10 protein-coding genes are annotated in these 14,732 nt (G+C 49.0%); 8 read left to right on the forward strand and 2 right to left on the reverse strand.

Annotated elements, in window-relative coordinates; genetic code table 11:
* Window positions 1-63: 63 nt before the first annotated feature.
* The 5 genes from EOO50_RS01575 to EOO50_RS01595 are packed head-to-tail and all read left to right on the forward strand — an operon-like array spanning window position 64 to window position 2,433.
* Window positions 64-399, forward strand: a complete 336-nt coding sequence (locus EOO50_RS01575; RefSeq protein WP_290837210.1) for a TM2 domain-containing protein — start codon at window positions 64-66, stop codon at window positions 397-399.
* Between the two features lie 2 nt (window positions 400-401).
* Window positions 402-809, forward strand: coding sequence for a DUF2752 domain-containing protein (locus tag EOO50_RS01580; RefSeq protein ID WP_290837211.1), 408 nt, complete (start codon window positions 402-404; stop codon window positions 807-809).
* Window positions 806-1,231, forward strand: a complete 426-nt coding sequence (locus EOO50_RS01585; protein WP_290837212.1) for a hypothetical protein — start codon at window positions 806-808, stop codon at window positions 1,229-1,231. The genes EOO50_RS01580 and EOO50_RS01585 overlap by 4 nt, the downstream gene beginning before the upstream one ends.
* Window positions 1,231-2,019 (forward strand): M48 family metallopeptidase, encoded by a 789-nt coding sequence (locus EOO50_RS01590; RefSeq protein ID WP_290837213.1) that lies wholly within the window; start codon window positions 1,231-1,233, stop codon window positions 2,017-2,019. Before EOO50_RS01585 ends, EOO50_RS01590 begins: the two co-directional genes overlap by 1 nt.
* 12 nt (window positions 2,020-2,031) lie before the next feature.
* Window positions 2,032-2,433 carry a hypothetical protein gene (locus EOO50_RS01595; protein ID WP_290837215.1) on the forward strand — a complete coding sequence of 134 codons (402 nt, stop codon included), beginning with the start codon at window positions 2,032-2,034 and terminating at the stop codon, window positions 2,431-2,433.
* A gap of 2 nt (window positions 2,434-2,435) precedes the next feature.
* On the opposite strand, the gene EOO50_RS01600 is transcribed toward EOO50_RS01595, so the two are convergent.
* A complete protein-coding gene (locus EOO50_RS01600) occupies window positions 2,436-4,241 on the reverse strand; it encodes a lysophospholipid acyltransferase family protein (protein ID WP_290837217.1) in 1,806 nt (601 codons plus the stop codon).
* A 365-nt stretch (window positions 4,242-4,606) separates the two neighbouring features.
* Here EOO50_RS01600 and EOO50_RS01605 point away from each other — a divergent pair, with 365 nt between their 5' ends.
* Window positions 4,607-5,368 carry an exodeoxyribonuclease III gene (locus tag EOO50_RS01605; RefSeq protein WP_290837218.1) on the forward strand — a complete coding sequence of 254 codons (762 nt, stop codon included), beginning with the start codon at window positions 4,607-4,609 and terminating at the stop codon, window positions 5,366-5,368.
* A 381-nt stretch (window positions 5,369-5,749) separates the two neighbouring features.
* Window positions 5,750-6,706, forward strand: a complete 957-nt coding sequence (locus tag EOO50_RS01610; RefSeq protein ID WP_290837219.1) for an OmpA family protein — start codon at window positions 5,750-5,752, stop codon at window positions 6,704-6,706.
* Window positions 6,707-6,770: 64 nt separating this feature from the next.
* On the opposite strand, the gene EOO50_RS01615 is transcribed toward EOO50_RS01610, so the two are convergent.
* On the reverse strand, window positions 6,771-8,138 hold the full coding sequence (locus EOO50_RS01615) for a PQQ-dependent sugar dehydrogenase (RefSeq protein WP_290837221.1): 1,368 nt from the start codon (window positions 8,136-8,138) through the stop codon (window positions 6,771-6,773).
* 454 nt (window positions 8,139-8,592) lie between these two features.
* Between EOO50_RS01615 and EOO50_RS01620 the strand changes: the two genes are divergently transcribed.
* On the forward strand, window positions 8,593-14,727 hold the full coding sequence (locus EOO50_RS01620; RefSeq protein WP_290837223.1) for a T9SS sorting signal type C domain-containing protein: 6,135 nt from the start codon (window positions 8,593-8,595) through the stop codon (window positions 14,725-14,727).
* Window positions 14,728-14,732 lie beyond the last annotated feature (5 nt).

Consider the following 14,732-nt stretch of genomic DNA (forward strand, 5'->3'; position numbering starts at 1 on the left):
CAAACGAGAACGGGCGTTACCTGTTTTTATTTTTAACCACACCAATAATCAAACAAAATTACAATGGAAGCACAAAAAGTGGACATGTTCCTCATGATGAACAGCAAATTTTTCGAAGCACATCAAATTCCTCAGATCCGTGAGCGTTTGACCGCTTTGGACGAATCAAAAGCCGTTATGGTCCAAACTATCGGGTTCAAGGATCCGACGACAAGCTTGATCATCTCATTGCTTGCGGGCGGACTCGGAATCGATCGTTTCTACATCGGGGACACAGGTCTTGGCATCGCGAAATTGCTTACATGCGGCGGATTGGGAATCTGGTCGATCGTTGACTGGTTCCTTATCATGGGCGCAACCCGCGAGAAAAACATGGAAGCCCTTAACCAGGTAATCTAAACATGAAGAAAGACAGGTTGTATTCCGTTTTGGGATGGGCTTGTCTGGCTGGGTATCTCTATTTGTTCGTTTATCTGTTTGTGATTCCTGCCGATCTTGGAATCGGAGTCTGCATATTTAAACATATAACAGGGATACCTTGTCCTTCTTGCGGTTCGACAAGAGCCGTAAAAGCATTGCTTCATGGCGACATCATTGGCTCACTTGGCCTTAATCCCATCGGGTTGTTGTTGTCACTGCTGATGCTGATCATTCCCGTTTGGCTTATCGCCGACATTTCACAAAACAAACAAAGCCTTTACCTTTTTTACCGACGATTTGAACACGTTGTACGGAAGCCCGGAATCGCGGCATTCCTCATCGTTCTCGTCGTGGCGAATTGGGTTTGGGGAATCTGCAAAGGATTATGATTCAAGAATTCGCCTACAAACCATACGAACACGAAGCTGAGAAAGCCTCGAACAGTTACCTGATGTCACTCGTGGCCATCGTGGCCGGATTGCCGTTGCCAATCGTAAATCTTCTCGCGACATTCCTATACTTCATCGCGACGCGCAAATCGACATATTTTGTACGTTGGCACACCACGCAGGCATTGCTATCGCAGCTGGTTTTGATGCCCGTGAACAGCGTTTCGTTTTGGTGGACGATCTCGATCATTTTTAGGGGAGAAGAAGTTTCGAACCACTATTTTGCGTGGTTGTTCAGCGCGATCATTTTTAATATCGTCGAATTCGGTTCCACGATTTATTCGGCGGTGCAAACCCGAAAAGGAAAACACGTCGAACTCTGGTTCATCGGCGGAATCACTAACATGATAGTCAGGAAATAATGATACAAAAAACCGTACTTCAGGGATTGGCGTTTGCCGCATCGTTTGTTGCACTCTGGTTCGCGTTGTCGAAACTCGACTTCGTAAAATATTTCCACATCGAACAGAATCGCGGGGAAACCGAACAGAAGATCGGCGACCTGATTTGGGAATCGATAGAGAAAACTGAAACCGTCATCAAGAACGATTCGGTCACCGAGCCGCTTGAGAAACTCTTCAAGCACATTGCCAAAGAAAACGACATCGACAAGGACGATATCCACATACATATCATTGAAAACAGTGAGATCAACGCTTTTGCACTTCCTGCTGGCCATTTGGTCGTCTACACGGGATTGCTTGAAAAATGCGACTCGGAATCAGAACTCGCAGGCGTTTTAGGACACGAAATCGCCCACATCGAAAAAGATCACGTGATGAAAAAGCTCGTCAAGGAATTCGGGCTCGCGATGCTCGTGTCGATGACGACCGGCGGAAAAGGCGGAAACATGACACGTGAAATGCTGCACAAACTTTCGTCGACGGCCTACGACAGATCGCTTGAATCAGAAGCCGATCGCGAGTCGGTCGAATACCTCGAGAAAGCCAACCTCGACCCTGAGAAATTCGGCGAATTCCTGTTCGATATGTCGCGCAAGGACGCGATGCCATCGGCCGTGTATTGGGTAAGCACGCATCCGGAATCAGAGGAACGCGCGCTTGAAATCATTGAAGATATCAAAGGAAAGAAATTCAAGGTTGTGAAAGTGCTCACCGATAAAGAATGGAAAAACCTGACGGCGCGATAATCAACCACAACCGTGAAATACGTAACCGACAACAACAAGCCAATCATTGGAATCGTGCTGATAATCTTGTTGCTCGTGATCAGGATCAATATCGACGATAAGCGGGAACGCGAAATACAGGAAAACATCAAGACGCACAGATTCGAAACCGTTGCCAAAGTCACGAGTTATTCCATGGACGATTCCGGCCCGCACTATGGTTTCAAATATTTTTACGAAGACAAGGAATACAACAATGCAAACCCGAGTTATGACGGCGTCGGGGAATTGTCGAAAGGGAAATATTACCGATTGGAACTGTCTGCCCAAAACCCGCATTTCTCCAATATTCTTTTAGGACAAGAAGTTACGGATACGATCCTTATCAAAAAAGCCGGATTGATGAAAAATTACGTCGAAGGTTTGTTTAACTGATCTTAGATTTTGCCTTTTTCCAACTTGCGTTCGAGTTCCGCCTGGAATTCTTCCATCACAGGTTTTACCGTGCTGTCAGGCAGATCGGCGATTCGGATGTACATCAAACCGTCGACCGAATTGTTGAACAACGGATCCACGTTGAACGCGATAACCTTCGCATTCTGCTTGATGTATTTCTTGATAAGTACGGGCAAACGCAAATTCCCAGGTTCGACCTCGTCGATGATCTTATCGAATTTGTTGAGGTCGGCTTCGGCTTCATTGAACACGAAATCCTTGTCGGCATCCTTTAGTTTTACCTTGAATTCCTTTTTCGGAGAAACCAGCGACGCGACATACGGATCGTAATAATGCGACTTCATGAACTCGATCATGAGCGATTTCGAGAAGTTTGAGAATTGGTTCGAGATGCTCACGCCGCCGATGAGATATTTGTGGTCGGGAAAACGCAACGTCAGGTGCACGATGCCTTTCCAAAGCAGGAACAACGGCATCGGTTTTTGTTGGTATTCGCGGATGATGAACGCGCGGCCCATCTCGATCGACTGGTTCATCATGCCGAAAAGCTCGGGTTCGAAACGGAAAAGTTCGTGCAGATAGAAACCATCGATGCCGTATTTCGGGAAAATTTCCATGCCCATTCCCATTCGGTACGCGCCTGCGATGCACTTCGCCTCGTCGTCCCAAAGGAACATGTGATGGTAATATTTGTCGTATTTGTCAAGATCGATCGACTCGTTCGTGCCTTCGCCGACCTCGCGGAATGTAATCTCGCGCAAACGCCCGATCTCGTGCAGGATGTTCGGGATTTTTTCGGCCTCGGTAAAGAAAACCTCGTAATTCTTACTGCGCGTCAAACAAGCGTCGTCGGTCGCACGCAACGCATCAACTTCTTCGATGATCTTGTCTATGTTGGCCGGACGCACGATTTGCTTGGGCGGTTTTTGCAGTTTGAGGTTCGGGGAATTCAGGAAAGAATCCTCGGTCTCGAAAGCATTGGCAAGCATGTAGGTCTTTGTGCGCAGGAATGTCGAATATTCGTCGATCGTCGCGTATTCGTTTTGTTCGCTCACGGGAATCGGTTTCCCGATGCGGACTTTTATCACGCGATTCTTCTGGGTAAGCAGTTCACTCGGCAATTTCGCAGTGCGTAACGTATCGCTGATCTTCGACAGGATGTAAAAGAACCAACTGTTTTTCGCGTGGAAGTAAATCGGGATGACCGGAACCTGCGCCTTTCGGATAACTTTGATCGCGCCTTCTTCCCACGGTTTGTCGACCATGAGTTTCCCGTCCTTATATGTGGAAACTTCGCCTGCCGGGAACATTCCCAACGGCTTTCCGTCGCTCAAATGCCTGAAGGTTTCTTTGAGCCCGATGACACTCGACGCCTGTTCCTTGTGGGTTTCAAAAGGATTCACGGGCATGATGTACGGCTTTAGCGGCTCGATTCTATGCAATAGGAAATTGGCGATGATCTTGAAATCGGGTTCACGCTCGAGCATGAGTTTCAAAAGCAGCACGCCGTCGATTCCGCCAAGCGGATGGTTTGAAATCGTGATATACGCGCCATCTTTGGGCAAGCGCTTCAGATCTTCCTCAGGGATTTCGAACCTGATCTGCAACTCATCAATCATTGAATTGAGGAATTCCAAAGCCGGTTCGTCCATGTGACGTTCGTAGATCTTTTTTAGGGCCGAAATACGCAGCACTTTCATCAGCACCCAGCCGGCAAAAGTCCCGAAAACTCCGTATTTGTCAGCATTGATCGCGCGGGCGATTTCTTTAGCGGTGACGAGCCCCATTTTGGTTTGGTTTATCGGGCAAAGATAGGAAAATTACGATAGGTTAAGGCAGGGTTAATATTGCATTTGTCGTAAAAATACGGTAGGTTTTGCGATAACTGTTGAGATAAATCTAGATATGAGTTATGAGATTTGAGTATTGGGTTTTTCGGATCGATAAGAAGAAAGTCAATAGCATTTTCAGAGATCTGTGGAAATCCCAACGATATGATTCGCGGTCGCGATTCTTGCCTGACGTTGGTTTTTCGTTTTGAAAAAGAGCAATACGTATGCGACATTCCCCGACAAATCCTAACTTTGGAATCCGCAAACGTCTAACTACCGCCAATCACTCAATACTCAAATCTCACAACTCACTACTATCAATGAAAATCATCTCCTACAACGTCAACGGCATCCGCGCCGCCATCAACAAAGGTTTCATCGATTGGTTGCAACAGGCAAACCCTGACGTGATTTGTCTTCAGGAAATAAAGGCGACCCAGGATCAGGTTCCGACGCAATTGATCAGCGACGCGGGTTACCCGTACCAATATTATTTCTCGGCCCAGAAAAAAGGATATTCGGGTGTTGCGATCCTGTCGAAAATCAAGCCGAACCACGTCGCGTACGGCACGGGAATTCCCACGATGGACTTTGAAGGCCGAAACCTGCGCGCCGATTTCGACGGCCTTTCCGTGATGAGTTTATACCTGCCGTCGGGCACAAACATCGCGCGACTCGACCACAAGTTCCAATATATGGACGATTTCCACGATTACATTTCAGAATTGCGCAGGGAAATTCCGAACCTGATCATCGGTGGCGATTACAACATTTGCCACAACGCGATCGATATCCACGACCCGATCCGAAACCAGAACGTGTCGGGCTTTTTGCCGCGCGAACGCCAATGGTTGGGCATGTTCATGGAATCCGGTTTCATCGATTCGTTCCGGCATTTCAATCAGGATCCGCACAATTACACGTGGTGGACATATCGCGCAAACGCCCGCGCCAATAACAAGGGCTGGCGTCTCGATTACCTGTTGGTCACGCGCGAGATCGAACACCGGCTACAGCGCGCCGTGATCCTGAAGGACGCGCATCATTCGGACCATTGCCCTGTTATGGTCGAACTCGAATGACTCTGAAACTTCGACATTCGTTATTCGTTGATCATCTGTTCCAAGTTCAAAAACCACCATCGGACTTCGAACAATAAATAAGTGATTTGTTGAAATCGAGTGAATAACTTTTTAAAATCATCGACAGCCCGCGGATTCGACGGGTTATTTTTGTAGCGAGGAGCATTTTCCGGCTTTCCGTTGCAATCTTTTTTGCAAAATGTCGGATTTGCACACTTTGCAACGAGCTTCCTTTGGTCGCCGTCGCAAAATGGCAAATCCAGGCATTTTTCTAAAAAAGGATTTTCACTGCAATCCGGGCTGGACAATCGTCATTCATAAACGTTTCGTTATCCGGAATGCATGTATCAAATAAACAATAAACGATTCAACAATCAAACAATGAAAAGAATCACCCTGATCCTGATCGTCGCCGCAATGGCAAGCTCGTGCGTTTCCAAAAAACTCTACACCGAGCTTGAAGACCGTTACGCCAAACTAAAAAAGGAAAACCGCGCGCTCGCCGACAAGAACGACGAGGCCACGAAAGAAAAGAACCAACTCGATCTCGACTACAAAGCGGTCCAGGACGAACTGGCGAAGACCAAATCAGAACGCGACAAGCTGCAAAACGATTACACGGCGGCTTCGAACAACTTAAAAAACCTTCAGGCTTCCTATTCGGCTCTCGAGAAAAACAGCAGCGACGAGTTGCAGACCAACATGAACAAGAACCGCGAATTGCTTGCGAAACTCGAGTCGAAAGAGAAAGCTTTGGCCGCCGAGCAAGCGCGCCTCGACAAACTGAAAGCCGACCTTGCATCGAGCTCAAGTCGTCTCGCCGAACTTGAAAACATCATGGCCTCAAAAGACGCCGCGATGAAGAAACTAAAGGAAACACTTTCAAAAGCACTCAACAGCTTTGAAGGAAAAGGCCTGACGGTCGAACAAAAGAACGGAAAGGTCTACGTTTCAATGGAAAACAAATTGTTGTTTAGTTCAGGAAGTTGGGCCGTTGGGACTGAGGGTCGCCGCGCGGTCGTCGAAGTCGGGAAAGTATTGGGCGACAACCCTGATATCACCGTGCTTATCGAAGGTCACACTGACGACGTTCCTTACGCAGGTTCAGGCCCGATCGCCGACAACTGGGATCTTTCCACGAAACGCGCCACGGCAATCGTTACGATCCTGAGTGAAAACAAAAAAATCAACAAAGAAAATCTTACAGCGGCCGGACGCAGCCAATATTCGCCCGTAGCCGGAAATGATTCTCCTGACGGGAAAGCGAAAAACCGTCGCATCGAAATCATCCTGACGCCAAAACTCGACGAGATTTCAAAAATGCTCAACGAGATTTAACAAAAGTTATCTAAACGAAAAAGGTTCCCCGAAAGAGGAACCTTTTTTATTTGTATCGAGTCGTTTATTCGACTGCGAGTTTCGTGTTGTAGCTGTTTCCGAGCGCGTCCTCAAGTCGCACCATGTAAACGCCTCGAGCCAAATCACCCGTTACGAAATGACCGCCGATCGTGTTCTCGATTCTTCTATCGATGATGATTTTTCCGGTGCTTTCGTAAACCCGGAACTGAGCAGGATAAGGCAAATTCGGCGCTTCGAGGTAGACTTCGCCATCGGTAGGGTTCGGATACAGTTTCATGCCGTGGCGCGCAAAATCGTCGGCGCCCATCGACGAATCGACTATTTTATAGATCGTATTTCCTCCGTTTACATAAAGTTGTCCGTTCACGTCTTCACCGAATGTCGAGATGTTGCCGAAATTCGGATCGGGAAGCCAAGCCAGATCGCCGCCGCTATTGACTGTTCCGATTTCGCCCGTGCAATAATCGGCGAAGAAATAGGTGCCTTGAAGATTCGGGTATGCAGTGCCGCGATACACGTAACCGCCGGTGATCGAACAACGATCGTTCGTATGGCTGTATTGGGTGAGCGGCATCGTCATCGTCCCGATAGGTGCGCAACCTGCCGTATTGTATTCGGCTGTTCCTTCATAACAACGCCATCCGAGGTTCAATCCCGGCGTAACCGGTGACGAAATCCTGTTGATTTCTTCGATTACGCCTTGGCCTACATCGGCAATCCACAAATCGCCGTTGCTTTTGTCAAACGACCATTTCCATGGATTTCTCAATCCGACCAGGAAAATCTCGTCGTTTCCGGCAACTCCGACATACGGGTTTGTCGACGGAATTCCATATGGTGAAGCCGAATCGACGTCGATACGCAGCATTTTCCCGAGATTCTGGCTGGTATTCTGGGCATTGTTGGGCTGATCGCCGCCTCCGCCTCCGTCGCCCGTTCCTATATATAAGTAGCCGTCAGGCCCAAACGCAAGCGAGCCGCCGTTGTGGTTGCTTTGTCCGGGATGCGGGATTACAAGGATAGGCGTTCCGCTGGTGGCGTCGGCGACATCTGGATTTCCACTTACAGTGTAGCGCGAAATGACTAAAGCGCCGTCGCCGGCACGCGTGTAATACACATAAAAATATCCGTTCGAATTGTAGTTGGGATGGAATGCAAGTCCAAGAAGTCCGCGCTCGCCTCCGGTTGAAACAGTCGTGTTGGTAAGCGTTAGAAAATTCGTAGTGTTTATTACGCCTGCTGCATTCACGACACGTATCGCGCCACTAAGTTGAACGACGAACAGTCTTGAATCTCCCGCATGTGCAATCGCAACCGGATTGGAAAATCCTGAAGCGAAGGAATTAAATGCAACCGTCTGAGCTGTGGCACCCGTAAAGGCAAAAGCCATTAAAAATAAAATTGATTTCATGTGCGTAGTTTTTAGGTTAAGTAATAAAGGTAGGGTTAAAACGCCCGAATTTTTAATATGGCCAACATCAATTGTTGCATAATTTGCTGTAAAAGAGCCTGATATTCGCTTTTTACAGAATTGAATATCGACGAAAGACACAAAATACCCGACGAAATGCATAAAATTATTGTAGTATTTTACTGTAATTTTAAATTATTACAAAAAATCTTATTAAAATTATAACACGGTGTAAAATACTGGAAATCAGTTGTTTGTACAATTTTATTTGTTACTATTACGTTGTAGTCTGTTTGTAGGAAAAAATATATATCAGTATTTATTTTGTGCATTTCATCGATGTTTTTATACATTTGGTCGATGATTTAACGATTTGGGACGTTTCATCAATTAAAACCAAACAAAGACATTTTGCGTAAGGTTAATTCCTTACAAACTGATTCAACCTTTGATTATGAAAACAAACTACTCTTCGGCTTTAGAGAATGCCAAAAAAGCAGTAAGCCGTTTGACCAAAAGTATGATTGTGTTGTTGCTCCTCGCGACTTCGGCAAATGTATTTTCACAATGTCCGACACCTCCCGGCGATCCGTCGGTTTACGGTAACAATTCCTGGATCGGCTACGTCTACTCAGGGCTTGATACCAACAATCCGCCACAAAATGCGTTCACCACTACAGTTTATCGCGGTTATGTGACGCAAGCGGAACAATTCAACTGGGATTTGGCCAATGCCGCACCGACAGCTTCTACTGTTTGCGGTTCTTACGCCGATTCGTTTTCGATCCGTTACCGCATGCAAAAAAACTTCTCGCCCGGATATTACTACATCACGCTTGGCGGAGATGACGGCGTGCGTTTAAGCGTCGACGGCGGTGCAACCTGGGCCATTTCAGATTGGAACTACCATTCCTATCAAACCGTTTCAGGAACGATTTACCTCGATGGCACGAAAGACCTTGTTTTGGAATCATACGATCAAGGCGGACAATATCACGTAAGTTTTTCGTACAGCGCCTGTCTTGGTTTCTCGACAGCGCCGACTTCCATTTCAGGTACGAATGCGATCTGCGCCGGAACATCGACAACACTCACCGCTCAAGGCGGAACTATGGGCGGAAGCTCAACCTACCAATGGGGAACAGGAAATACCGTCGGAAACAACGTGATTGCGGGCCAGACCGGAGCATCGATCACGGTCAGCCCGACTACGACTACGACATATTGGGTGCGCCGACAAGATCCGGCACCATGTAACATAAATACGCCTGGCGTAACCCAGGAAGTAACCGTGACGCCGGTTTCGACGGCTCCGACAGGAATCTCGGGAACAACCACGCTTTGTGCCGGTTCATCAACGACTTTGACCGCAACAGGTGGAACTTTGGGCTCGGGCTCAACGTACGAATGGGGAACAGGAACAGTAGGCTCGAACGTAATCGCAGGCCAGACGGCTGTTTCAATTACGGTAACACCATTGACGACCACGACCTATTGGGTGCGTCGCGTGAATCCGGGAACATGCGGAACGACGAACGCAGTCACGACTACCGTAAACGTAACGGCGGTTGCGGGTGACCAGGTTTCTTACGGAAACGGCGCCTGGATCGGTTATGTGTATACGTCGATCGATTCGGCAAACCCGCCGGTCAACGCATTCGGTACGACTTATAGAGGAACTGTCGGCCAACCCGAACAATTCGACTACAACTTGGGCACGACGGCAATGAGCAGCGCGACCATGTGCGGAACATACGACACGAACTACGCCATCCGTTTCAAAATGAACAAGACTTGGACGGCAGGTTATTACACATTTACTGTCGGAGGCGACGACGGTTACCGTTTCAGTATGGACGGCGGCGCGACCTGGACGCTTTCAAACTGGTCCGACCATGGTTACGCGACGTCGACTTCGGCTCAAATCTACATGAGCGGAAGCAAGGATTTCGTCATCGAATACTACGAACGCGGAGGCGATTCAAGAGTATCGTTCAGCTATGTGGCGTGTACCGACGTTTCTACGGCTCCGACATCGATCTCAGGAACGACATCGATCTGTAACGGAACATCTACGACGCTTACCGCAACCGGAGGATACGCCGGCGCTTATGCAACGTATCAATGGGGAACGGGAACGACCGTCGGAAACAATACGATCAACGGCCAAACCGGTGTTTCAATCACGGTTTCGCCAACAGGAAATACGACATATTGGGTTCGCCGAACTGACGGAACACCATGTAATCTTACAACGACAGGCGTAACACAATTGGTTACGGTGACGCAACCTTCAACCGCTCCGACAGGAATTTCAGGAACGACCACGACGTGCGGCGCGAGCACTACGCTTACGGCGACGGGTGGAACATTGGTTACCGGAAGCGTTTACGAATGGGGAACGGGAACTGTCGGACAAAACATAATTGCAGGACAGACAGGCGTTTCAATCACCGTTACACCGGCAACAACGACGACATATTGGGTCAGAAGAACCGGTCCGGCTCCGTGTAATACGGCCACGAACGCTTTTTCAGTTACCGTTACGGTTAGTCCGGCATCGACGGCTCCGACTTCAATTACCGGAAACAATTCCTTGTGTTCTGTCGGGACGACCGGCTTGACGCTGACCGCAAATGGAGGAACGGCCGCTTCAGGTTCGACGTATCAATGGGGAACAGGTTCTGTCGTGGGTACGAATCCGATCGGCGGGCAAACCAACCAAACGATTTACATCCAACCGACAGCAACCACAACATATTGGGTGCGTCGCTACGATTCATCTTGTAACACCTACACGACAGGCGTAACCGTTGTCGTGTATCGAGGTTCGACCGGCCCGTACAGCATTTCAGGAAACGGAACCGTGTGCGCCAACCAGGCCACGACATTGTACGCTCAAAACGGAACACTGGCGACAGGATCTTCGTATCAATGGGGAACGGGAAATATCGGTGGAGCGAACGTAATTGCGGGCGCGACAGGTGCAAGCATTTCAGTAACGCCGACTGCACAAACCACATATTGGGTACGCATCGTCGACACGGGATCATGTCCCGGAACTGACGCGGTATTCTATACATTGAACACATACACTCCGGCAACTCCGGTAACTTCGATAACAGGTCCAACGGCACTTTGTTCTGGCGCCGGCGGAGGAAACCTCACAGCCAACGGAGCGACTTTGGGTTCAAACGCCGCCTATCAATGGGGAACAGGAACAGTAGGACAAAATGTATTCGCGAACTACAATCCTGTTTACATCAACCCGACGACGACCACGACATATTGGGTTCGTACATACGACGCGACTTGTAACGTTTACACGACGGCTCAAACTTTTACGGTAACCGTAAATACGCCATCTACGCAACCTACTGGAATCAATGGAACGACAACCATCTGTAACGGCGGAAGCACAACACTTACGGCAACCGGCGGAACTGTCGGAACCGGCGCAACATACGCTTGGGGAACCGGATACACGGTTGGGCAGAACGTAATTTCGGGTCAAACCGGAGTTTCGATCACGGTAAGCCCGACAGCGCAAACCGTATATTGGGTGCAACGCATCGACCCGGCGCCATGCAACACGCAAACGCAAGGACCGACAGTAACGGTGAACGTGACGGCAGCTTCAACGGCACCGACTTCGATCACGGGCGCTCCATCGGCATCGGTTTGCTACGGAACAAGTTATACGCTTACCGCGACTGGCGGAACTGCAGCGTCAGGATCAAATTATCAATGGGGAACGGGAGCTACTGTCGGTTCGAATGTAATCGCAGGACAGACGGGCGCTTCGATAACGGTCAACCCGAGCGTGACTACGATTTATTGGGTACGTCGTTATGACGGAGCTCCGTGTTCAGCTTACACATCGGCTGCGACTACTACAGTTACGATCACGACACCTCCGGGAACTCCGACAGCATTCGGCGTAAACCAATGGAATGCTTACGGATACGCAACTGCCGACATCACATTGGCGACAGCTGTTTACGCAGGTTACTACGTGCAAACGACGCTCGACTTCAGCACGCAAACGGGGACGAACAGCTGGAACAACCAAAATTCTCCATCGAGTTCAGCAGGATGGAACGGTTGTCCGGTTCCGAACGACAACTTTACGCTTGTCTACAAACGAATGGGCTTCCCATGCGGAACATATACATTGTCATTGCCGAACTGGGACGACCAAGCGCAGGTTTATATAAACGGCACGTTGGTGTGGTCATGTAATTCATACAGCGGTGGCGGAGCTTGCAGCGGAACTATTCCGGGAAGCTTCAACCTGACATCGACATCATACATCGAAGTACGTCTTAGAGAACAAGGCGGAGGCGCAAACATCGCGTTGAGTTTCGTGAAGACCGACGTAGCGTCATCAGCACCGACAACAATCGCAGGAGCAAACGCTTCTTGCGACGGAGCGGCGGTTACGTTGACGGCGAGCGGCGGAACAACGGGAACAAACGGAGCTTTCCAATGGGGAACGGGAACCGTCGGATCAAATATCATTGCAGGTGCTACATCAGCGTCGATAACTGTTAACCCAGCAGCAACCACTACATATTGGGTACGTCGCATCGACAGCGTCTGCGGATTCACGACAACTGCAGTTACACAAACCATCACGGTTTCAGGCGGATCTGTTTCGGGATCGCTCTCGGCAACGGCAACGACGATTTGTCGCGGTTCGAATGCGGGCACGATTACGTTGTCGGGCCAAACAGGAAACGTCATCAAATGGCAATATGCGCCCGACAGTTCGTTCACGACTGGCGTAGTCGACATCGCCTTTACAGGAACAACGTTGACATCGGCTCAGATCGGACAACTTACTGCGACGCGTTACTTCCGTGCGGTCGTGCAGAACGGTCTCTGTAACATCGCATACACACAACCGGTCGCCATCACGATCCTGGCAGCGGTAACTTATAACGGAACTTGGAGCGGAACGCCAACGGCATTGACTCCGGTTGTTATTTCAGCGAACTTGAACATCACATCGAATCTGAATGTTTGTGCTTGCCAGGTAACAAGCGGCGCCACGGTTTCGGTGCAGAACAATGCAACGCTTATCGTACAACGCGAAATCATCGTCGAGGAATCGTCGAACATGACAGTCGAAAGCAGCGCGAGCATCGTTCAGGTTGAGGACGACGCGGTCAACATGGGCGCGTTTACAGTAAAGCGCAATTCGGCCCCGATGAAAGGTTTCGATTTCACATATTGGTCGTCTCCGGTACAAGGAATAACGCTTTACCAAATGTCACCTGAGACGCGTTTCGATAAATATTTCAGTTTCAATCCCGTGGCGAACCAATGGATCACGCATCTCAACGGAAACGCCGTAATGGAACCGGCTCGTGGTTACACGGTTCGCGCTCCTGCAGGCTGGAGTACCACGAATGCTACTCAAGGCGTTTATAACGCAGTGTTTACGGGAATTGCGAATACGGGAGTTGTTCCCGTGACGATCGCCAAAGGAACCGGAACGTACAATTTGATTGGAAATCCGTATCCGTCGGCCATCGATATCGATAAATTTATTACCGACCCTGCGAACGCGGCACTCGTGAACGGAACGATCTACCTCTGGGCGCACAACACGGCGGTAAGTTCATTGACTCCGGGCAACGCCCAATACAATTATGCAGCCGACGATTATGCAAAATACAATCTCACAGGCGGTGTAAAAACAGCGTCGTCAGCGATTACGGGTGGTGTCGAACCAACAGGTAAAGTGGCTTCAGGACAAGGATTCTTCATACAGGCGAAAAGCACGCTTGCGAACGGAACCTATTCAGCTACCTTCAGGAATGCGATGCGCGTGGCCAATCAAAACAGTCAGTTTTTCAGGAATTCGGCCGAGACGCAAACTGCCGATACTCCAACTGAAGGCCTTGAAAAACACCGCGCCTGGATAAACATCACCAACACAACAGGGGCGTATGACGAAATGCTGCTCGGTTACATAGAAAACGCCACGAACGAAATGGACGGTCTTTACGACGGCCCGATCTTCAACGGTGGAAACTACGTGAGTTTGTATTCGATCCTCGGAACAGATAAACTGGCAATCCAGGGAAGAGCTTTGCCTTTCGATGTGAACGATGTGATACCGTTGGGATACAAGACGTCGATCGCGGGAACATTGACGATCGCGCTTGAGCACTTCGACGGATTGTTCGGAAGCCAAATCGTATATCTGCTCGACAAATCTGACATGAGTTACCACAATTTGAGCGAGGCAGCGTATTCGTTCACATCGGCAACCGGAATTTTCGACACGAGATTCGAATTGCACTTCCAGGCCGGACAACTCGGAACAGGCGATCACACGCCAAATGAAAACAGCGTATACATCATCAAGCAAGACAAACATGTTGAGGTGAGCAGCGGAAACTACAACATGTCATCGGTCGAGATATTTGACCTGACAGGTAAAAAAGTGTACGAAAAAGGCGCGATCAATTCGACCTTGTTCAGCACACGCGATCTGAACATCGCAGCCCAAGTGCTCATCGTGAAGGTGACGCTTGAAAGCGACGTGACCGTGACCAAGAAAATCGTCATGTACTAAGATTG

The organism is Flavobacterium sp., from assembly GCF_004211145.1.
Classification (GTDB): Bacteria; Bacteroidota; Bacteroidia; order Flavobacteriales; family Flavobacteriaceae; genus Flavobacterium.

Coding starts and splice junctions, on each gene's coding strand:
- EOO50_RS01575 (WP_290837210.1), top strand. CDS start 64: ATGGAAGCACAAAAAGTGGACATGTTCCTCATGATGAACAGCAAATTT.
- EOO50_RS01580 (WP_290837211.1), top strand. CDS start 402: ATGAAGAAAGACAGGTTGTATTCCGTTTTGGGATGGGCTTGTCTGGCT.
- EOO50_RS01585 (WP_290837212.1), top strand. CDS start 806: ATGATTCAAGAATTCGCCTACAAACCATACGAACACGAAGCTGAGAAA.
- EOO50_RS01590 (WP_290837213.1), top strand. CDS start 1,231: ATGATACAAAAAACCGTACTTCAGGGATTGGCGTTTGCCGCATCGTTT.
- EOO50_RS01600 (WP_290837217.1), bottom strand. CDS start 4,241: ATGGGGCTCGTCACCGCTAAAGAAATCGCCCGCGCGATCAATGCTGAC.
- EOO50_RS01605 (WP_290837218.1), top strand. CDS start 4,607: ATGAAAATCATCTCCTACAACGTCAACGGCATCCGCGCCGCCATCAAC.
- EOO50_RS01610 (WP_290837219.1), top strand. CDS start 5,750: ATGAAAAGAATCACCCTGATCCTGATCGTCGCCGCAATGGCAAGCTCG.
- EOO50_RS01615 (WP_290837221.1), bottom strand. CDS start 8,138: ATGAAATCAATTTTATTTTTAATGGCTTTTGCCTTTACGGGTGCCACA.
- EOO50_RS01620 (WP_290837223.1), top strand. CDS start 8,593: ATGAAAACAAACTACTCTTCGGCTTTAGAGAATGCCAAAAAAGCAGTA.